Source organism: Streptomyces sp. NBC_00659 (assembly GCF_036226925.1).
GTDB lineage: Bacteria > Actinomycetota > Actinomycetes > Streptomycetales > Streptomycetaceae > Streptomyces.
In genome coordinates, this window is sequence record NZ_CP109031.1 from 2,277,199 (window position 1) to 2,296,314 (window position 19,116).

The 19,116-nt window shown below is 72.1% G+C and carries 17 protein-coding genes and 1 tRNA gene; 8 read left to right on the forward strand and 10 right to left on the reverse strand.

Annotation, left to right across the window (positions count from 1 at the left end; genetic code table 11):
* Positions 1-31: 31 nt before the first annotated feature.
* From OG410_RS09800 to OG410_RS09810, 3 genes are all read left to right on the forward strand, one after another.
* On the forward strand, positions 32-1,216 hold the full coding sequence (locus OG410_RS09800) for a PAC2 family protein (protein ID WP_329298759.1): 1,185 nt from the start codon (positions 32-34) through the stop codon (positions 1,214-1,216).
* Between the two features lie 445 nt (positions 1,217-1,661).
* Positions 1,662-3,410 (forward strand): S8 family peptidase, encoded by a 1,749-nt coding sequence (locus OG410_RS09805; protein WP_329298760.1) that lies wholly within the window; start codon positions 1,662-1,664, stop codon positions 3,408-3,410.
* Between the two features lie 63 nt (positions 3,411-3,473).
* Positions 3,474-4,070: a hypothetical protein gene (locus tag OG410_RS09810; protein ID WP_329298761.1), complete on the forward strand. Its 597-nt coding sequence runs from the start codon at positions 3,474-3,476 to the stop codon at positions 4,068-4,070.
* Positions 4,071-4,169: 99 nt separating this feature from the next.
* Here OG410_RS09810 and mshC read toward each other — a convergent pair whose 3' ends face one another.
* The 4 genes from mshC to OG410_RS09830 all read right to left on the reverse strand — a co-directional run bounded on the left by mshC (position 4,170) and on the right by OG410_RS09830 (position 7,679).
* Positions 4,170-5,399, reverse strand: a complete 1,230-nt coding sequence (gene mshC, locus OG410_RS09815) for a cysteine--1-D-myo-inosityl 2-amino-2-deoxy-alpha-D-glucopyranoside ligase (RefSeq protein ID WP_329298762.1) — start codon at positions 5,397-5,399, stop codon at positions 4,170-4,172.
* 94 nt (positions 5,400-5,493) lie between these two features.
* Complete coding sequence (locus OG410_RS09820) at positions 5,494-6,321, reverse strand: SCO1664 family protein (RefSeq protein WP_329298763.1); 828 nt, start codon at positions 6,319-6,321, stop codon at positions 5,494-5,496.
* On the reverse strand, positions 6,285-6,875 hold the full coding sequence (locus OG410_RS09825) for a DUF3090 domain-containing protein (protein ID WP_326788750.1): 591 nt from the start codon (positions 6,873-6,875) through the stop codon (positions 6,285-6,287). The genes OG410_RS09820 and OG410_RS09825 overlap by 37 nt, the downstream gene beginning before the upstream one ends.
* 117 nt (positions 6,876-6,992) lie before the next feature.
* Positions 6,993-7,679 (reverse strand): histidine phosphatase family protein, encoded by a 687-nt coding sequence (locus OG410_RS09830; protein WP_329298764.1) that lies wholly within the window; start codon positions 7,677-7,679, stop codon positions 6,993-6,995.
* A gap of 98 nt (positions 7,680-7,777) precedes the next feature.
* On the opposite strand from OG410_RS09830, the gene corA reads away from it, so the two are divergent.
* Positions 7,778-8,776, forward strand: a complete 999-nt coding sequence (gene corA, locus OG410_RS09835) for a magnesium/cobalt transporter CorA (RefSeq protein WP_329298765.1) — start codon at positions 7,778-7,780, stop codon at positions 8,774-8,776.
* Positions 8,777-8,785: 9 nt separating this feature from the next.
* On the opposite strand, the gene OG410_RS09840 is transcribed toward corA, so the two are convergent.
* Positions 8,786-9,574: a ferritin-like domain-containing protein gene (locus OG410_RS09840; RefSeq protein ID WP_329304073.1), complete on the reverse strand. Its 789-nt coding sequence runs from the start codon at positions 9,572-9,574 to the stop codon at positions 8,786-8,788.
* Positions 9,575-9,801: 227 nt separating this feature from the next.
* Positions 9,802-10,857, reverse strand: a complete 1,056-nt coding sequence (locus tag OG410_RS09845) for an LLM class F420-dependent oxidoreductase (RefSeq protein WP_329298766.1) — start codon at positions 10,855-10,857, stop codon at positions 9,802-9,804.
* 296 nt (positions 10,858-11,153) lie between these two features.
* Here OG410_RS09845 and OG410_RS09850 point away from each other — a divergent pair, with 296 nt between their 5' ends.
* A complete protein-coding gene (locus OG410_RS09850) occupies positions 11,154-12,137 on the forward strand; it encodes an aldo/keto reductase (RefSeq protein WP_329298767.1) in 984 nt (327 codons plus the stop codon).
* Entirely contained in the window at positions 12,134-14,428 is a 2,295-nt protein-coding gene (locus OG410_RS09855) for a helix-hairpin-helix domain-containing protein (protein WP_329298768.1), read from the forward strand. The genes OG410_RS09850 and OG410_RS09855 overlap by 4 nt, the downstream gene beginning before the upstream one ends.
* Before the next feature lie 96 nt (positions 14,429-14,524).
* Here the strand turns inward: OG410_RS09855 and OG410_RS09860 are convergent, their stop codons facing one another.
* Positions 14,525-15,241, reverse strand: coding sequence for a hypothetical protein (locus OG410_RS09860; protein WP_329298769.1), 717 nt, complete (start codon positions 15,239-15,241; stop codon positions 14,525-14,527).
* 47 nt (positions 15,242-15,288) lie between these two features.
* Between OG410_RS09860 and OG410_RS09865 the strand changes: the two genes are divergently transcribed.
* Complete coding sequence (locus tag OG410_RS09865) at positions 15,289-15,477, forward strand: DUF5703 family protein (protein WP_326788735.1); 189 nt, start codon at positions 15,289-15,291, stop codon at positions 15,475-15,477.
* A 184-nt stretch (positions 15,478-15,661) separates the two neighbouring features.
* On the opposite strand, the gene OG410_RS09870 is transcribed toward OG410_RS09865, so the two are convergent.
* The 3 genes from OG410_RS09870 to OG410_RS09880 all read right to left on the reverse strand — a co-directional run bounded on the left by OG410_RS09870 (position 15,662) and on the right by OG410_RS09880 (position 18,632).
* Positions 15,662-16,642, reverse strand: coding sequence for a chaplin family protein (locus tag OG410_RS09870; protein ID WP_329298770.1), 981 nt, complete (start codon positions 16,640-16,642; stop codon positions 15,662-15,664).
* 215 nt (positions 16,643-16,857) lie between these two features.
* Positions 16,858-17,091, reverse strand: a complete 234-nt coding sequence (gene chpH, locus OG410_RS09875; RefSeq protein WP_329298771.1) for a chaplin ChpH — start codon at positions 17,089-17,091, stop codon at positions 16,858-16,860.
* Positions 17,092-17,306: 215 nt separating this feature from the next.
* Positions 17,307-18,632: a M20/M25/M40 family metallo-hydrolase gene (locus OG410_RS09880; protein ID WP_326788732.1), complete on the reverse strand. Its 1,326-nt coding sequence runs from the start codon at positions 18,630-18,632 to the stop codon at positions 17,307-17,309.
* Between the two features lie 186 nt (positions 18,633-18,818).
* Here OG410_RS09880 and OG410_RS09885 point away from each other — a divergent pair.
* Positions 18,819-18,906, forward strand: a tRNA-Leu gene (locus OG410_RS09885).
* Positions 18,907-19,116 lie beyond the last annotated feature (210 nt).

Sequence of the window (19,116 nt, forward strand, 5' to 3'; positions counted from 1 at the left end):
TACGCGAGGGCACATCGGAAGGAGGCGCTGGGTGATCGAGCTGGAGGGGGTTCCCGAGCTGATCGACCCAGTCATGGTGGCCGCGTTCGAGGGCTGGAACGACGCCGGCGACGCCGCCTCCGCCGCGGTCGCGCATCTGGATCGGGAATGGAAGGGCGAGGTGTTCGCGGCGCTGGACGCCGAGGACTACTACGACTTCCAGGTGAACCGTCCGACCGTGTGGCTGGACGCCGGCGTGCGCAAGATCACCTGGCCGACCACGCGTCTGTCGGTGGTCCGGATCGGCGGCGAGAAGCCGCGCGATCTGGTGCTGGTCCGCGGCATCGAGCCGTCGATGCGTTGGCGCTCGTTCTGCAACGAACTGCTCGGTTTCGCGCACGAACTGGGCGTGGAGCTGGTGGTCATCCTGGGTGCGTTGCTCGGCGACACCCCGCACACCCGTCCGGTGCCGGTCAGCGGAGTCACCTCCGACGCCGACCTGGCCCGCACGATGGATCTGGAGGAGACCAAGTACGAGGGCCCCACGGGCATCGTCGGCATCCTCCAGGAGGCGTGCACGCACGCGGGCGTACCCGCCGTGTCCCTGTGGGCGGCCGTACCGCACTACGTGTCGCAGCCGCCCAACCCGAAGGCGACGCTGGCGCTGCTCAACCGCCTGGAAGACCTCATCGACCTGCGCATTCCGCTGGGCGAGCTGCCCGAGGACGCGCGTGCCTGGCAGTTGGGCGTCGACCAGCTCGCCGCCGAGGACAGCGAGGTCGCCGAGTACGTGCAGACGCTGGAGGAGGCACGGGACACCGCCGAGCTGCCGGAGGCGTCCGGCGAGGCGATCGCCCGCGAGTTCGAGCGGTATCTGCGCCGCAGGGACGGCGGCGGTCCGACGGCGGGGGCTCCGGGCCACGCGACGGAGAGCGGCGAGCCGGCCTCGTACCTCCGCGACACTCCCGGCGGCCGCACCCGGCCGCCGCTGGCCCAGCGCCCCGAGTCCGACAACGGGCAGGACACCGGCCCGGACGAGGAGTCGGGGAAGGACAGGGAGCCGGGCAGCGCCGGCGACGGCACCGGGCCGGACGCCCACGACCGCGGGTCCGACTCCGGGGACACCCCGGGCACGTCGAGCACGCAGGCCGCGCCGGACGCGCCGGACGCGCCGGAGTCCACGGACACGCCGGATTCCTCCGGCCCCTCCGACGCGGACGACTCCACCGAGGACTGACAGGACCCGAAGGGGCGGTGCGCGCCACGCGTACCGCCCCTTCCGGCTGTCCGGGTCCATCGCCGCGGCCCCGCCTTCACGTCCCCGCACGCCCCCCACACGTCCTCAGGAGTGCTGTCCCGGCGCACCATAGGCGGCCGACCACCACTGCCGCCCCGCTGCATGACATCCGTCTCGTCTACCTTCGGCCTGAATTCGGCGTGACATCTGTTTCAGGACGGATTGCACACGTTGCCCAATTCAACTTGTCGGCAAACCAAGTTGGCGAATTCGGGGTGGACGGGACGCCGTGGGCGTGCCAGGTTGTGCCTCGAAGGCGCCGCCCCGGCAAGGGACATGGCGCATGCCGCCGGCCGGAGGACAGCGCACGGCACGGCGTACGGCACACGCAGGGAACGGCACACGCAGGGACCGGCACCCCAGGGATCGAAGGGAGCGGTACGCGATGACCGACCAGGTACAGCCGGCGCAGGGCCCGGGAACGACCGGGCCGGGGCCCGACGGAGCGGGATTCACCTACCGAGGAGCCGAGCGGGAGCTGATCGTCGTCGCCCGTCCGGAAGCCAGGCTGCGCGCACGGGCCGAGGGCGTCCGCTCGGCGGCGGGCGCCGACGTCTCGGCCCTCGACATGTTCCTCAGCGACGAACAGCTCGTCCTGGAGCCGCTGTTCGGCAGCGAGGAACGTCTCCGGCAGTCCGCGGCGGCGGGCACCGGGAGCGGTCCCGACCTCGCGCTCTTCTACCGGCTGCGCGGCGCGGGCAGCCGCGCCCAGGAACTGCGCGCCCGGATCGCCGCGCTGCCGGGGATCGACGCGGCGTACGTGAAACCCGGCGCCGTTCCCGCGGCGCCGGAACCGGGACCGTGGACCGGCGGGAGCTCCGAGGACGGCCGGCGGCTGAAGGAGGGGGCGCCCGTCACCCCCGACTTCACCAGCAGGCAGGGCTACTTGCGCCCGGCGCCCGAGGGCGTCGACGCGTACTGGGCGTGGCAGCGGCCGGGCGGTTCGGGCCGGGGCGTCACCGTGATCGACGTGGAGGGCGCCTGGCAGCTCGGACACGAGGACCTGGCGTCGAAGCTCGCCGGCGTGGTCGTCGGCACTCCGCACACGGACCTCGCCTGGCGCAACCACGGAACCGCGGCCATCGGCGTGATCGGCGGCGACCGCGATGAGCACGGGATCACCGGGATCGTTCCGGACGCCGTGACCGCGGCCGCGTCCGTCCGGGGCATCGGGACGGCCGCGGCGATCCACGCGGCGGCGGAACGGCTGGGCCCCGGCGACATCATCCTGGTCGAACTGCACGCTCCGGGGCCCCGGTTCGACTTCGAGGAGCGCGACAGCCAGGCGGGCTACATCGCCCTCGAATGGTGGCCCGACGACTTCGCCGCCGTCCAGGACGCGACCTCCCGGGGCATCCTCGTGGTGGCGGCGGCCGGAAACGGCGCCGAGTCGCTGGACGACGCGCTCTACGAGCGGCGCCCGCCGGAGTTCCCGGAGTGGTGGCGCAATCCCTTCAACCCCTCCAATCCGTCCTCCGGGGCGATCCTGGTCGGCGCGGGCGCACCGCCGCCCGGCACACACGGCCGCGACCACGGGCCGGACCGTTCACGGCTCGCGTTCTCCAACCACGGCGCGCGCGTGGACGCGCAGGGCTGGGGCCGCGAGGTCACGACCACCGGTGGCTTCTGGGACCGGCCCGGCGATCTGCAGGGCGGGGCCGAGGAGATCGCCTGGTACACGGACACGTTCTCCGGGACCTCTTCCGCCTCCCCGGTGGTGGTCGGCGCTCTGGCGGCGCTTCAGGGCATGCTCAGGGCCGCGGGCCGGCCGCCGATGTCCCCGGAACGTGCGCGCGAACTGCTGCGGTCCACGGGTTCCCCGCAGCAGGACGCGCCGGACCGGCCCGCGTCCCAGCGGATCGGCAGCCGGCCCGACATCAAGGCGGCGGTCACCCGTCTGCTGCCGGAGGCGGTCGGCTCCGGCCGGGCCGAACGGTACTGGGACGAGTTGCTGCCGTATCCGCGCGAACTCCCGCCGAGGCTCCGGCTGTACGTGTCCGGCGCCTGGCGCAACCTCGACCACCCGTCCCCCGAGGTCCGTCAGGCGGTGCACTCCGCCTTCGCGGGGGGACGGCCCGATGTACGGGTCTGGTTCTCGGACGACGAGATCGTCGGCCTGGTCGTGACGGGCTGAGGACGTGGTCCCACCGGACCGAGACGGAACGCAACCAACCATGGATGGAAGGTGGCACCCCGCATGAGCACGATCCCGCAGATGAGCCAGCAGGGACAGCAGGGACAGCAGGGACAGCAGCAGTACCCGAGCACGTCGCCCTACCAGCAGCAGGGCATGGCCCAGCAGCAGCCGTTCGGACAGCAGATGCCCATCGGGCAGCAGACGCTCATCGGACAGCAGGCGCCGATGGGGCAGCAGGCTCAGCAGTCCTTCGGCCGGCACGAGACCGGGCAGCAGGTTCCGCAGTACCTCCAGCAGCAGCTCCAGCAGCTCGGCCAGCAGCAGCCGTTCCAGCAGCTGCTCCAGCAGCTCGGCGGTCAGCAGCAGCACCAACAGCACCAGCAGATCCAGCAGGGTGAGCCGCTGATCCTGCCGAGCGCCGTCGAGACCCGGGCCCTGTCCATCGGCATGGCCCAGCACTTCCAGGACGTCGTGACGCCGCTGCCCGGCCAGCCGCAGGCCCTGTACCTGTTCATCGACAACGGCTGGCGCAGGCTCGTCCACCCCGACCCGGTGACCCACGACGTGGTCCAGAAGGCCTTCGCCTTCGGGCAGCAGGTCTACGGGATCTACGACACCGGCACCGGCACACTCCAGTCCGTCATCGTGACCAGGTAGGGACGGAGGTTCCAGGAACATGGCGAGTGCCGGGCGGAGAATCCCCGCCCGGCACTCGCGTGTCCCGCCGCGCTCGGTGGAGTGCGGCGGGACGAGGTCCTACAGGGCGACGCCGAGGAGGGCGTCGACGGCCCGCGAGACGATGCCGGGGGCGCCCTCGTCCGTGCCGCCCGTCTCGTGCTGGAGCGCCGCCCAGCGGTCGACCGCGGCGAGCGCGGCCGGTGCGTCGAGGTCCTCGGCGAGCGCGGCGCGGATCTCCTCGACGAGCGCGTCCGCGGACGGCCCGTCGGGACGCGACACCGCGGCCCGCCAGTCGTCCAGGCGCGCGACGGCCTCTTCGAGGACGCTGTCCGTCCACTCCCAGTCGGAGCGGTAGTGGTGGGCCAGCAGCGCCAGCCGGATGGCGGCGGGGTCGACCCCGTCACGCCGCAGCCGGGACACGAAGACGAGGTTTCCCTTGGACTTCGACATCTTCTCGCCGTCGAGCGCGACCATGCCGGCGTGGACGTAGGCCTTGGCCATGGGGAACTCGCCGGTCAGCACCTGGGCGTGCGAGGCGCCCATCTCGTGGTGCGGGAAGGCGAGATCGGAGCCGCCGCCCTGGACGTCGAAGCTCATGCCCAGGTGGTCGAGGGCGATGGCGACGCACTCGATGTGCCAGCCGGGCCGGCCGCGGCCCAGCGAGCCGCCGTCCCAGCTCGGCTCGCCGTCACGGGCGGCCATCCACAGCATCGGGTCGAGGGGGTTCTTCTTGCCGGGCCGGTCCGGGTCGCCGCCGCGCTCGGCGGAGAGCAGGCGCATCGTCGCGGCGTCCAGGTTGGACACCTTGCCGAAGGCGGGGTCGGCCTCGACGGAGAAGTAGACGTCGCCTTCGAGTTCGTAGGCGGCTCCGGCGTCCCGCAGCCGCTCGACGAGCGGCACGATGCCGGGTATCGCCTCGACGGCGCCTATGTAGTGGCGCGGCGGCAGCATCCGCAGGGCGGTCATGTCCTCGCGGAAGAGGGCGGTCTCCTTCTCGGCGAGTCCCACCCAGTCGACGCCGTCGCGCTCGGCCCGCTCCAGCAGCGGGTCGTCGACGTCCGTCACGTTCTGGACGTAGTGAACCTGCCGCTTGGTGTCGAGCCACACGCGCTGCACCAGGTCGAACGCGTTGTAGGTCGCCGCGTGTCCCATGTGGGTGGCGTCGTACGGCGTGATGCCGCAGACATAGATTCGGGCGACGGGACCGGGGTCGAGGGTGACGAGCCCACCGGTCGCGGTGTCGTGGATCCGTAGGTCGCGGCCCTCACCAGGCAGGGCGGGGACCTCAGAAGCGGGCCAGGCATACATGGCATGAGCCTAACCGGACGGGACTTCCGTATACGAACTGGGCATGAACTGACGTTGGCAAGGCCGTGTCGCGCGGTGCGGACACGCCGCCGCGCTACACCGGGGGCCAGGGAATCGCGGGCCAGTCCCCGCTCGGTTCCGGGTGCTTTCCGGACGCGAGCATGGCCTCGACCCGCGCGCGCGTGGCCTCGGTCTCGACGGCGGTGACGAGTTCGGCCAGGCGGGTGGCCAGGGGCGCGCCCGGGGCCAGGGCGTCACGCAGGGAGGCCAGGACCCGAAGTGCCTCGTCCGTGAGCGGCTCCCCCGCCCATCCCCACAGCAGGGTGCGCAGTTTGTTCTCGGCGTTGAAGGTGACCCCGTGGTCGATGGCGTAGAGGCGGCCTTCCTGCGCGGGCAGCAGATGGCCGCCCTTGCGGTCGGCGTTGTTGATCACGGCGTCGAGGACGGCGAGCCGCCGCAGCCGGGCGTCGTCGGCGTGCACGAGCAGGGCCGTCCCGCCCTCGCCGACCTCGGCGAAACCGATCGCCTTCCAGCCCTCGGCGGGCTCCTCGCCCTCCACGAGGGCGAGGAGCCCCTCACCGTCCTCGGCGGCGGACGGCTCGATCCACATCTGGCACATGCCCTCGCCGTACGGCCCGTCGCGCAGCACGGTGGTGGGCACGAGCCCCCAGCCGGTCGCCTCGGAGACCTCGTAGGCCGCGACCTCGCGCTGGGCGAGCGTGCCGTCGGGGAAGTCCCACAGCGGCCGCTCCCCGGCGACGGGCTTGTAGACGCAGAAGGCTTCGCGGCCCTCGTAGGACACGGAGCAGTAGAGCACCGCGTTCGAGGCCTCGCGGATCTGTCCGCGTACCTTCAGCTCGCCCCGGGCGAGCAGCTCGGCGGTCGTCACGCTCCGCGGCGGTATCCGTTCTGGCGCGGACATACGTGTCCTTCCGGGTCGAGCGGGAGGCTGCACAGCGGGCAGGGGGGCCGGCCGGCGTTGACGACGTCGAGTGCGCGCTTGGCGAAGGCTCTGGCCTGCGCGCCGGTGAGCCGGACCCGGAGCATGGGCGGGCCGTTCTCCTCGTCCTGGAGCAGCCGTTCCTCGGCCTCGGCGAGGTCCTCGTCGGACTCCGCCTCGACTTCCACGAGGGCCTGCGCCTCGACGATCATGCGCTGTTCTTCACCGTCCCAGGCCAGCGCCATGGTGCCGACCCGGAACTCCTCCTCCACGGGGGTGTCGAGGGGGGCGGTGTCGGACACCTCGGTCGGGGCCATCGCCGGGACCGGGGCGCTGCCACCGGTGCGCCGGACGACCTCGTCGAGGAGTTCGTCCATCCGCTCGGCGAGCGCGGCGACCTGGGTCTTCTCCAGAGCCACACTCGTCACCCGGGGGCCGGAGGATGCCTGCAGGAAGAAGGTACGACGTCCGGGCAACCCGACCGTACCGGCCACGAAGCGGTCCGGGGGGTCGTAGAGGAACACCTGACGGGACACGTCCTGTCTCCATTGAATCGGCATGGGGACCGGCTGACGGCGCCGGCCCTCATCGGCTGAGAACGGGTTGACAACTGCTGTGCTGGTTCGACCGCTTCACCCTACTGCGGCCGACGATCACGGTGCGCCCGCACCGCCCCCGACCGGTGCGTCGCCGCCCGGCGGTTCCTCGCGCGGGGCCAGGGAGGCGAAATCACCGGTGTCCCCGAGACGCACGAGAAAGGGCCTCAGCCGGGTGTAACGGATCGCGGTGATGGAACACGGTTCGACAGAGATCCGTTGAAAGAGGTCGAGATGAAGTCCGAGTGCGTCGGCGACCAGCGACTTGATGATGTCGCCGTGCGAACACATGAGGTAGACCGCGTCACCGCCGTGGTCGCGCTCCACGCGCGCGTTCCACTCGCGTACCGCCTCGGCGGCGCGGGTCTGCATGGCGCGCATCGATTCGCCGCCCGGGAACGCGGCCGCGGACGGGTGCGCCTGGACGACGTCCATGAGCGGCTCGTCCTTGAGTTCGGCGAGCTTGCGGCCCGACCAGTCGCCGTAGTGGGCCTCCCCGATCCGTTCCTCGGTGTGCACGGGGACGTCGGGGCGGGCCTCCAGCAGGGGCTGGACGGTCTCCCGGCAGCGCTGGAGGGGGCTGGTGACGACCTCGGCGATCGGCAGCCCGGCCAGCCGGCCGGGCAGGGCCGCGGCCTGCTGCGTACCGCGCTCGTCGAGGGCGACGCCGGGCGTCCAGCCGGCGAGCAGTCCCGCGGTGTTGGCGGTGGAACGTCCGTGCCGGACGAGGATCAGGGTGGGCATGCGGCCCAGCGTAAACGGAGGGCCCGGAAAGTCGGCGGGCCCTGTGGAAAGCGGCTCCCCATGTGCGGCGGGGCCCCGGCGGCGGGAGAATCCGCACCGTGATCGTCGACTGCGCCATCTACCGTGACGGCCGGCGGACCGAGGACCGCGGTGACCTCTCCGACGCCCTGGCCCAGTGCCGCGCCGGGGGCGACGCCTTCGTGTGGATCGGCCTGTACGAGCCCACGGAGAACGAGTTCGAGCTGGTCACGGAGGAGTTCGCGCTCCACCCGCTGGCGGTCGAGGACGCCCTCAAGGCCCATCAGCGCCCCAAGCTCGAGGTGTACGAGGATTCGCTCTTCGTCGTCCTGAAGCCGGTGGCGTACGAGCCGGAGAGCGACACGGTCACCTCCGGCGAGGTCATGGTGTTCGTCGGCGACTCGTTCGTGGTGACCGTGCGGCACGGCGAGGAGTCGCCTCTCAAGGCGGTCCGGGAGCGTCTGGAGTCGGATCCCGAGACGATGCGGCACGGGCCGACGGCGGTGCTGTACGCGATCGCCGACGCCGCGGTGGACCACTATCTGGAGGTGGCCACCGAGCTCGGCACCGACCTGGAGCACCTGGAGGCCGAGGTCTTCTCCCCGCAGTCCGGAGGCTCGCGGAACACCGCGTCGCGGATCTACGCGTTCAAGCGGCAGGTCCAGGAGTTCCGCAGGGCGACGGTCCCGCTGGCGGTGCCGCTGGCCCGGCTCTCGGGTCCGGGCCCCAAAGCGGCGGACGTGCCGTTCGTGAACGAGAAGGCGCAGCCGTTCTTCCGTGACGTCAACGACCACCTCCTGCGGGTCAACGAGTCGGTGGAGGGTCTGGACCGGCTCGTGTCGGACATCCTCTCGGCTCATCTGGCCCAGATGAGCGTGCGGCAGAACGACGACATGCGGAAGATCTCCGCGTGGGCGGCCATGGCGGCGGTCCCCACGATGGTGGCGGGGATCTACGGCATGAACTTCGACCACATGCCCGAGCTGCACTGGCTGTGGTCGTATCCGGTGGTGATCGGGAGCCTGGTCGTCCTGGAGTTCCTGCTGTTCCGGCTCTTCAAGCGGAGGGGCTGGCTGTAGGCGGGCCGGTCACGCGCATTCGGCCGCGGCCGTGGCGGGGCCGTCGAGCGCGCCGCGCCGCTCGGGCGTCTTCAGGGTGACCATGCGGCGCCAGCCCGCGGCCCGCTCGTAGGCGTACACGGCGTGGATGCCCGCGGCGAGGACGGCCGCCCTGGCCCTGGACCAGCCGAGGACGCGGCCCATGCGGGCCATCACGGCGAGGCTGACGTCCCGGTAGATCCGGATCTCGGCGAGCGCGCACTCGCGCAGGGCCCGCTGGATGGCGCGGCCGTGGCCGGCGTAGGCGAAGCGCAGCAGTTCCTCGTGGCAGTAGGCGAGGTGGTTGTCCTCGTCGGCCGCGATCATCCGCACCGCGCGGCCGATGTCGGGGTGGTCGGCGAAGTACCTGCGCAGCAGGTCCATCTGCTCGGAGGCGCGCTGTTCGGTGACCCGGCTGTGGGCCAGATAGGTGACGATGTCCTGCACGGTGAGGGGCTCGTCGCCCTTGAGCTTGTCGTGTGCGAGGCCGATGCCGTGCCGCTCCAGGAGCATCGTGTAGTCGGTGTCGGACGGTACCTCGACGGGTTCGAGGCCGCGCTTCTTCATGAGGGCGTTGAAGATCCGGCCGTGCTTGTCCTCGTCGGCGCCGTGCCGGGCGATCTTGGGGGCGAGGGCACGCTCGCTCTCCGGGACCAGGGCGGCGATCCGGCCGTTCTCCCAGCCGCCCTGCGACTCCCCGCCGGCGGCGATGGAACAGAAGAGGCGGTACGACTCGTCGTTGTCGAGGATTTCCTGGAACAGGCTCTTGGCGGACAGCATCATTGACACCCTCTCTGCAGAGTTGTGCAGAAAACGAGTCAAATGGGTTGCTTGCAACCCGGCAACCGATGTGTCCGACAAATCCGCCGAACGATGGACGGCGCGGCTGATCCGGACGCGTAACCAAGCGGCCGTCGGCGCGTTGTTCCCCGTGACGGCCGTGGCGGGGAAGACCCCCGAGCCCCCACCACGGCCGCAGAACTTTCCCGGCGGCGGTTCCGCCGGGGCTACGCGAGTCCGGCCCGCTCCAGGGCCTCGGAGCCGGCCCGCAGCGAGGCGATCCGGTCCTCCAGCGTGAAGCCCGCGGGGGCCAGCGTGAGCGTGGTGACGCCGACGGCGGCGTACGCCTTCATGCGCTCGGCGATGCGCTCCACCGAGCCGAGCAGCGTCGTCTGGTCGATCAGCGAGTGCGGAATCGCGGCGGCCGCCCCGTCCTTGTCGCCGGACAGGTACTTGGTCTGGATCTCGGCGGCTTCCTTCTCGTAGCCCATGCGCTGGGCGAGCTGGTTGTAGAAGTTCTGCTTGAAGCTGCCCATGCCGCCGACGTACAGCGCGGTGTACGGGCGGAACATGTCGGCGAGCGCGGGGACGTCCTTGTCGTCGCCGACGGCGAGCGGCAGGGTCGGGCAGACGTCGAACCCCTCCATCGTCTTGCCGGCCTTCTCGCGGCCCGCGCGCAGGTGGCTGATCGCGGTGTCCTCGAGGTGCTCGGCCGAGGGGAAGATGAGCAGCGCGCCGTCCGCGATCTCGCCGGTCTGCTCGAGGTTCTTCGGGCCGATCGCGGCGATGTACAGCGGGATGTGCTCGCGCTCCGGGTGCACGGTCAGCTTGAGCGGCTTGCCCGGACCGCCGGGCAGCGGCAGGGTCCAGTGCTCACCGTCGTGGGACAGCCGCTCGCGCGTCATGGCCTTGCGCACGATCTCCACGTACTCGCGGGTGCGGGCCAGCGGCTTGTCGAACTTGACGCCGTACCAGCCCTCGGAGACCTGCGGGCCTGAGACGCCGAGGCCGAGGCGGAAACGGCCCCCCGACAGCGAGTCGAGGGTCGCGGCGGTCATCGCGGTCATCGCGGGCTGGCGGGCCGGGATCTGGAAGATGGCCGAACCGACGTCGATGCGCTCGGTCTGGGCGGCGACCCAGCTGAGCACGGTGGCCGCGTCGGAGCCGTACGCCTCGGCCGCCCAGCAGACGGCGTATCCGAGCCGGTCGGCCTCCTGGGCGACGGCGAGGTTGTCCGCGTCCATTCCGGCGCCCCAGTAGCCGAGATTGATGCCGAGCTGCATGGCCGATCTCCTTACCGATCAGTAACGTCCCTTGTGCCCGAGACCCTAGCGTGCGGGCGCCCCGGCGGGGAGCGGCGCGTTCTCGTTCCCGGTACGGGCGCGGCGCGCCGCCGGGGCCGCCCGTGCCCGGCGCCTCGCGGCCCCTCGCGTCCGTCCGGCGCCGCCTTCGCGCGTGTCCGCGTGCGCCGGTGACGTCCGCCGCCCCGTGGCACCGGCCGTCCCGGACCGCCCCCGCCGGGATTTCCGTTGTCCACAGGCCCCCACACCGCCGGTGCCGGACAGTAATCTCGGCGTCCATGGAGCAGAGGCATCTCGGCCGTACCGGCCTGCGTGTTTCCCGGATCGGACTCGGCACCCTCACCTGGGGGCGCGACACCGACGAGCATGACGCCGCGGACCTCTTGAAGACGTTCTGGGAAGCGGGCGGGAACCTCGTCGACACGGCGGACGTGTACGGCGACGGGGACGCCGAGTATCTCCTCGGGCAGCTGATGGAAGGGCTCGTTCCGCGCCGGGACCTGGTCATCTCGACGAAGGCGGGCAGCGTGCGCGAGCCGGACCGCCGCTTCGACGGCTCGCGCAGTCATCTGCTGTCGGCGCTGGACGCCTCGCTCGCCCGCCTGGGCACCGACTACGTGGACGTGTGGCACGTGCACGGCTACGACCCCCTGACACCTCTCGACGAGACCCTCCAGGCCCTCGACCTGGCCGTCAGCAGCGGCCGCGCGCGCTACGCGGGCGTGTCCAACTTCTGCGGCTGGCAGCTCGCCAAGGCCGCCACCTGGCAGCTCTCGGCGCCCGGTATACGCACCCGGCTGGCCAGTACGCAGATGGAGTACTCCCTGTTGCAGCGCGGCGTCGAGCGGGAGGTGCTGCCCGCCGCCCTCGACCTGGGCGTCGGCCTGCTGCCCTCCTCGCCGCTCGGGCGTGGTGTGCTCACCGGCAAGTACCGGGGCGGGACGCCGGCCGACTCCCGGGGCGGTTCGGAAGACCTCGCACCCTTCGTGGCGCCGTATCTCGACGACACGGCGAGCGGCGTCGTGGAGGCGGTGACGACCGCGGCGGACGGCCTCGCCGTGACCGCGCTCCAGGTGGCGCTCGCCTGGGTCCGCGACCGGCCGGGGGTCGTCGCCCCCATCGTCGGCGCGCGCAACGCACAGCAGCTCACGGCCGCGTTGTCAGTGGAGGCGCTTAGTCTTCCTGACGAGATCTGCCGGGCGCTCGACGACGTGTCGGCCCCGGTGCACCACTATCCCGATCACGACTGGAGCACGCTGTGAGCACGGAGCCCGAGACCACTCAGGACGCGGAGCCGGGGACGCCGGGCGCGGACACGGCCGCCGACGCCCCTGAGCCGACGGGCGAGGACGTGGACCGGGCGGACCCGCGCCCCGGGGACGGCGACGGGGACGGCCCGGGGGACGCCTCCGGGGACGGGGACGGCTCCGGGGACGAGGGCACCGAAGCGGGCGACGGCACGGGCGCCGAGGGAACCGCGTCCGCCGAAGGCGCCGCGCAGGTGTCCGAGGCGGCCGCCGAGTTGGCTGCCCAGCGCGTGGAACGGGAGCGGATCGAGCGGCGGAAGGCGGAGAAGCAGGCGCCGATCGAGGCCGGGGGCAAGCTCAGCGGCACGGCCGCGGACCTGCTCGCGGCGGTGCGGGCCGTGGAGAGCGGCGAGAAGCCCGTGGCCACCGCCTTCCGCGAGCCGGATCCCGCTCCGCGCAGGGCCGCTCCGGAACCCGCACGGCAACCGCGGCCCATGGTGGCTCCGGCCGCACCGGCACCCGGCGCGGCGCCGGAGGCGGTCGCCGCCGTCCGCGCCGTGCTGGCCGGAACCGGCGCACCCGAGACGCTCGCGGCGCAGGTCGTCGCGGTTCTGGGCGAGGGCGCGGACGACCGGCTGCGCGAGGACCCCTGGCAGTTGCTGCGGGTGCCCGGAGTGCGCCCCGAGCAGGCCGACGGGTTCGCCCGGACGCTGCTCGGCGCGGAATGCCGCCCGGACGACGAACGCCGTGGCACGGCGCTGACCGTGTGGCTGCTGGAGCAGGCGGCCGTCGCCGGGCACACCGCGCTGGACGCCCCGGCCCTCGCCGCCGCGCTCTCCCAGCGCTCGGTGCCGGACCCGGACGCGGCCGTGCAGAGCGCTCTCGCGGAGGGCGAGGCCCTGGTCTTCCAGGACGCGCTGGACGTCGCTCCCCCGGCCCCGGCGGCCCCGGACGACACGGAGGAGCCGCAGGAACCGCAGGAACAGCCGGTGCGGATCCTGATCGGCCTGGAGCGGTACGCGCTGGCCGAGGAGAGCCTCGCCGACGGACTCGCCCGGCTGATGAACTCGGTGCCGAAGCAGGACGGTCCGGCCGCCGAATGGGAGCGGGCCGCTGCCTCGGCACCCCGCTCCGCCGGGGAGCTGATCCGGGCGGTCGCCGCCCACGGCCTCGTGCTGCACACCGGCGGCGAGGCCTCGCGGTCCGAGGCGGCGGCGCTGCTGCACGCGGCACGCGCGCTCGGCCTGCGCGGCTGGGCCGCCGCGCACACCTCCGGCGGGCGCGACGCCTTCGCGGCCGGGCACGAGCCTGCGGACGGCGCCGCGGAGCACCCCACGGACGGCGCGGCGACGGAAGCCGCCACCGTCGCCGGACTTCTCTCCGGCTCCGAAGGACCGGGCCTGGACGCGGAGGGCGCCCTGGACCTGGACGTCCTGGTGGTCCTGGACGCTCCGCAGCTCGACGTCGAGACGGCGGCGATGCTCGTGGAGTCGCTGCCGGACGGGGCGAGGCTCGTGCTGAGCGGTGATCCGGGCGTGCTGTGGTCGGCGGGCCCGGGCCGGGTCTTCGCGGACCTGCTCGCCGGCCGCGCCTGCCCGCAGGTGGCCTCGCGGACCCCTGACCCCGGGCCCATCGGCGAACTGGTCTCCGGGATCGGCATCGGCGAGCTCAACCAGGTCGAGGCGCCCGGCAAGGAGGTCGTGATCGTCCCGGTGCGCGACGCGGGCGAGGCGGTCCACCGGACGGTCCAGCTCGTCGCGGACTCGGTGCCGCGCGCGATCGGCGTCCCGGCCGAACAGACACAGGTCATCACCCCGGGGCACGGTGGCGCGGTCGGCACCCGCGCGCTGAACACCGCGCTCAAGGAGCGGCTGAACCCCGGTCCCGGCCGTTTCGGCGGCTTCGACCCGGGCGACCGGATCGTCCACTCCCCCGCACCGGGCCGGGTGCTGCAGGGCCGCGTGGTGAAGGCCGACGCCGAGGGGCTGCACCTGGACTGCTCGGGCGCCCCCGTGGTCGTACCGAAGGAGCGGGTGGAGCAGACCGTGCGGCACGGCTGGGCGCTCACCGCGCACCAGGCGGTCGGTCTGCGCTGGCCGGCCGCGGTCGTGGTGCTCCCGGGCGACGCCGCGGCGGCCCTGACCCGGCCCTGGGTCTACACGGCCTTCGGGCGGGCCGAGCGTCATCTCTCCGTCGTGCACGGGGTGGAGCAGGCGTTGCCGCACGCGGTGGCCGAGGTCCCGCAGAAGCCGCGCACGACCCGCCTCCAGTCCCTGCTGAAGGCGCAGACACCGACGACGGGCTGATCGGCACCCGCGCTCCCGCGACTCCGGAAAACGCGGGTGGCGGTCACCGGAATCCGGTGACCGCCACCCGCGTACGCCGGTCCGTGCCGGGCCGGCTCAGCGATCCGCGTCCAGTGGGTCCAGTGGGTCCAGGGACTCGGTCTCCCCGTCGGAGCCGAGGTCGTTGTCCAGTTCGTCGTCCAGGTCGTCGTCCGACTCCTCGTCGAACACCGCGCTGACGTCGAAGCGGCAGACGACACGCTGCGGGTCGATCGACTCGAAGGGTGTCTCCAGCCATTCACCGGGCTCGGCCGGTTCGTCGGAGGCAGTCACCCAGAGCGTGGAGTCGCCCTCCTCCAGTCCGAATTCCTTGTGCCGGGTGGCGATCTCGTCCGGCTCGAACTCTCCGAAGAGGACCCCGAGCGCGCCGTGAACGGTGCCGGACGCCGCGTCGAAGCCCTCGTCGGCGGTGGCGCCGTCCTCCTCCACCGCCTCCACCCGCTGGGCCTGTGCCAGCAGTCGCTGCGGCTCCACCACCGCGTAGTCCCGGCGGATCACCACGCTCAGCGCGTTCGGCTCCTCGGGTCCGGTGTACGGAGGCAGGGTGTCGTCACCGCCGGGGATCTCGAAGGGCGTGACCTCGTCGTAGCGGTCGTAGAGGAGCTCGTCATACTCCTCGGCCGCCGCGGCGAGCTCGTTGAAAGCCTCGTAGACGGCCGGGTCGTCATCGCCCGTCCTGCGCTCGACCGCGGCCAGGTGGCGGTCGAGTGCGGTCTTGACCGCCTCTGCGGCGGCGCGTACCTCGGCAGCGGTGGGCTGCACAGCATCAGACATAGTGCAGACGCTATCCGTACAGGGCCTCTGCCCGCACAATAGATGCGATGCCGGAATACGAATTTGTCGACGTGTACGTACCTCGCGGGGTCTCCCGCAAGGACACGACACGTCTGCTGACGGACCATGCAGAGTACGGACACTGGGAGTTGGACCGCCTGAGCCTGCTCCGTGACGGCAGCCGCAGAGTGCGGTTGCGCCGGCGGATCATCCGCCAGGTACGCGCCACGTGGTGACGGAAGGCCGCTGAGCCGGCGCGGGCCCCGTCATCACGAGGCCCGCGCCGTCACTCCACGGGGGGAAGGCTGTGGCGCCCCGGTCCCGGTCGTGCCGCGCAGCGATCAGACCTGCGCGCCGGGTGATGTCCACGCCTTACTCTCCGATGCGACCATCGCACCGTCAGCCTGTCAGGCCAGGGCTTCACGCCGCGGCGCGCGCCCTGCGGTAGAGCACGGCGCCGGCCAGCAGCGCGGCGGCTCCCGCCGGTACGGCCGCTCCGATCGGCAGCTCACTGCCCGTGTGGGCCAGCTGGGGCGCACCGTCCGTGCCCGGCGTCCGCACGGCGGCCCCCGAGCCGGGCCGGCCGACCTGCACGGCACCGGCGCGGTGCTTGCCGCCGCCCGAGGTGGACGTACCCGGGTGACCCGGGGTTCCGGGGTTGCCCGGCTGACCGGGCTGGCCAGGGTGGCTGGGGTGACCGGGGGTTCCGGGGTTGCCCGGGTGGCTGGGGTGACCGGGGTGGCCAGGGTGACCGGGCTCGCCCGGGTGACCTGGGTGACCTGGGTGCTCACAGTGACCGTCGTGACCCGGGTGACCGGGCTGACCCGGGTGACCAGGGTGGCCGGGGTGACTCGGATGTCCGGGCCGGCCGGGGTGGTGTGTCTGGTGGCCGCCGGTGGACGCGTCGTTCGCGCAGCTGTCGCCCGCCGCCGCGTTGCCGATCCCCACGACGTTCACGCTGTTGCCGCAGACGTTCACCGGGGCGTCGACCGGCACCTGTACGTGGTTGCCGGAGCCCACGCCCGGCGAGTGGGCGGCGCTGCCGACGGCCCGTGAACCGCCGCCGGAGTGGGTCCCCCGGCCGGCGTGACCGCCCTGGCCGCTGTGACCGCCCTGACCGGACCGGCCTTCGGACGAAGCGCCTCGGCCGCCTCGGCCGCCGCGGTTGACGCAGGTGTTGCCCATCGCCGGGTTGAGCAGCCCGACCACGTTCACGGTGTTTCCGCAGACGTTGACCGGCACGTGCACCGGCGCCTGCACCGTGTTGCCCGACAGCACGCCGGGAGAGTCCGACGCGGAGCCGATCGCCCCCGAGTCGGCGTGCGCGGAGACGCCGGTGACCGCGAGCACACCACCGGCCGCCACCACGGTCATCAGGCCCTTGCGGGTGACCTGTCGCATAGCTGAAATCCCTGCCTTCAGTCCTTGGGACGTGGACCGACAGTCCTTGGGACGCGGACCGTCGAGAACACGCGCACGCCACAGGACGTGCGCGGGAAAGCCGGTCGGCCCCGGAGCGCATGGCACGCACTCCGGGGCCGACGGACTCAGACCTTCACGAAGTGACCCTCATGAGGTGACCCATGGGATCCCCCCACAGGGGAGGAGGCGCAACGTCAGCCGTTGAAGCAGGTGTTGCCGAAGGCGGGGTTCAGCAGCCCGATCACGGAGACCGTGTTGCCGCAGACGTTCACCGGAACGTGGACGGGCACCTGAACGACGTTGCCGGAGGCGACGCCCGGGGACTGCACAGCGGCACCCTGGGCGCCCGAGTCGGCGACGGCCAGACCCGCACCCGCGAGAACCAGGCCACCCGTGGCAGCGGCGGCGGCGACGATCTTCTTGATCATTATTCCTCCTGATAGGCAAACGCGGTCCAATGCAGCGGATCGCAACACCTGTAACGAGGAGGAAGTAGTAGGGCTATGGGCTTATGGTCGCATTCACCCATCCCGGGCGATCCCCGCACGCGCGGGCGAATGCCGGCGTCAACACCCCGCACCTCCACGGCGGCGCGGCAGGTCAGCCCGCAGGCACCGTGCCGGGGCGTTCCGCCGGCGGCACGTCACGACGCGTCGATGAATCGGTCCAGTACTCGGACGCCGAACTGGAGCGCGTCCACCGGCACCCGTTCGTCGACGCCGTGGAACATGCCCGCGAAGTCCAGCTCCGGGGGCAGCTTCAGCGGGGCGAACCCGAAGCAGCGGATGCCGAGATCGGCGAAGGACTTGGCGTCGGTACCGGCCGAGAGCATGTAGGGAACGGCACGCGCGATCGGGTCCTCGGCGGAGAGCGCGGTCTGCATGGCGTCGACGAGGGCCCCGTCGAAGCCGGTCTCCAGCGCCTTGTCCGCGTGCACGTCCTCGCGCTTGACCCGGGGGCCGAGGATCCGGTCGAGGTCGGCGAGGAACTCCTCCTCGTAGCCCGGCAGATAGCGGCCGTCGACATGCGCGGTGGCCTGGCCCGGAATCACGTTGACCTTGTAGCCGGCGCCCAGCTGGGTCGGGTTGGCCGTGTTCTGCAGGGAGGCGCCGATGAGCTTGGCGATGCCGCCGAGCCTGGCGAGCGTCTCGTCCATGTTCTCCGGGTCGAGCTCGGTGCCCAGGGCGTCGCCGAGCTCGTCGAGGAAGTGCCGCAGGGTCTTCGTCACCCGCACCGGGAACTTGTGCCTGCCGAGCCTCCCGACAGCCTCGGACAGCTCCGTGATCGCGTTGTCCTTGTGGATCATCGACCCGTGCCCGGCGGTGCCGTCCACGGTCAGCTTCATCCAGTGCATGCCCTTCTGCGCGGTCTCCACGAGGTACAGCCGCAGCTTCTCGTTGACCGTGAAGGAGAACCCGCCGACCTCGCCGATCGCCTCGGTGACGCCCTCGAAGAGATCGGGGTGCTTGTCGACCAGATGCCGGGCGCCCCACGTGCCGCCGGCCTCCTCGTCGGCGAGGAAGGCGAGGACGATGTCGCGCGGAGGCTTGCGGCCGGTGCGCATCCGCTCCCGCACGACCGCCAGGGTCATGGCGTCCATGTCCTTCATGTCGACCGCGCCGCGGCCCCAGACCATCCCGTCGGCGATCTCGCCCGAGAAGGGGTCGTGGGTCCAGTCCGCCGCGTTGGCCGGTACGACATCGGTGTGGCCGTGGATGAGGAGCGCGGGCCGCGAGGGGTCCTCGCCCTCGATGCGGGCCACGGTGGAGGCACGCCCCTTGTGCGACTCGAAGACGCGCGGCTCGAGGCCGACCTCGGCGAGCTTCTCGGCGACGTACTCCGCGGCCTTGCGCTCGCCGGGGCCCGAGTGGTCCCCGTAGTTGCTGGTGTCGATCCGGATCAGCTCACGACAGAGGTCCACGACCTCGTCCTCGCCCGTGACGTTCCTGGTCGTGCCGCTCTCGCTCACGCTGGTTCCTCCCACTGTCGCCGCTGGTGGTCCCCCTCATCCTCTCCCCGACCCGCCTTCCCGCCCAAGAGCGGCCCCCACCCGTCACACGCAGTTCACGCCGCGACGGGGGGTGATCGGGGACCCTCGAAAGCCTGGTAATGTTTCACCTGTCGCCGCGAGGGAAACCCGCGCGACAAACACCTTGTCCGGGTGGCGGAATGGCAGACGCGCTAGCTTGAGGTGCTAGTGCCCTTTATCGGGCGTGGGGGTTCAAGTCCCCCCTCGGACACCAGCGAGACCCCACTGCATGTGGGGTCTTTTGCATGTCCGGACCTCTTCGCGTCCACATGCCGGGAGATCTTCCGGTGCCCCGGCTCCTCCGCGCCACCCGCCGGACGGTCGGGCGATTCTTCGAAACTTTCGAAGAATCCATAACCTTTTCCGATCTTGGTCGATGCATCCCCGACAGGCACCCACCCCGAGGCGAGTCGCCTGATGCACT

Excerpts from the sequence above, each read along its gene's own strand:
- OG410_RS09845 (WP_329298766.1), bottom strand. The coding sequence starts at position 10,857 with ATGCAGCTCGGCATCAATCTCGGCTACTGGGGCGCCGGAATGGACGCG.
- OG410_RS09865 (WP_326788735.1), top strand. The coding sequence starts at position 15,289 with ATGCCGGAATACGAATTTGTCGACGTGTACGTACCTCGCGGGGTCTCC.
- OG410_RS09830 (WP_329298764.1), bottom strand. The coding sequence starts at position 7,679 with ATGCCCACCCTGATCCTCGTCCGGCACGGACGTTCCACCGCCAACACC.
- mshC (WP_329298762.1), bottom strand. The coding sequence starts at position 5,399 with ATGTATGCCTGGCCCGCTTCTGAGGTCCCCGCCCTGCCTGGTGAGGGC.
- OG410_RS09870 (WP_329298770.1), bottom strand. The coding sequence starts at position 16,642 with ATGCGACAGGTCACCCGCAAGGGCCTGATGACCGTGGTGGCGGCCGGT.
- OG410_RS09860 (WP_329298769.1), bottom strand. The coding sequence starts at position 15,241 with ATGTCTGATGCTGTGCAGCCCACCGCTGCCGAGGTACGCGCCGCCGCA.
- OG410_RS09810 (WP_329298761.1), top strand. The coding sequence starts at position 3,474 with ATGAGCACGATCCCGCAGATGAGCCAGCAGGGACAGCAGGGACAGCAG.
- OG410_RS09850 (WP_329298767.1), top strand. The coding sequence starts at position 11,154 with ATGGAGCAGAGGCATCTCGGCCGTACCGGCCTGCGTGTTTCCCGGATC.
- OG410_RS09820 (WP_329298763.1), bottom strand. The coding sequence starts at position 6,321 with ATGTCCGCGCCAGAACGGATACCGCCGCGGAGCGTGACGACCGCCGAG.
- OG410_RS09805 (WP_329298760.1), top strand. The coding sequence starts at position 1,662 with ATGACCGACCAGGTACAGCCGGCGCAGGGCCCGGGAACGACCGGGCCG.
- OG410_RS09840 (WP_329304073.1), bottom strand. The coding sequence starts at position 9,574 with ATGCTGTCCGCCAAGAGCCTGTTCCAGGAAATCCTCGACAACGACGAG.
- chpH (WP_329298771.1), bottom strand. The coding sequence starts at position 17,091 with ATGATCAAGAAGATCGTCGCCGCCGCCGCTGCCACGGGTGGCCTGGTT.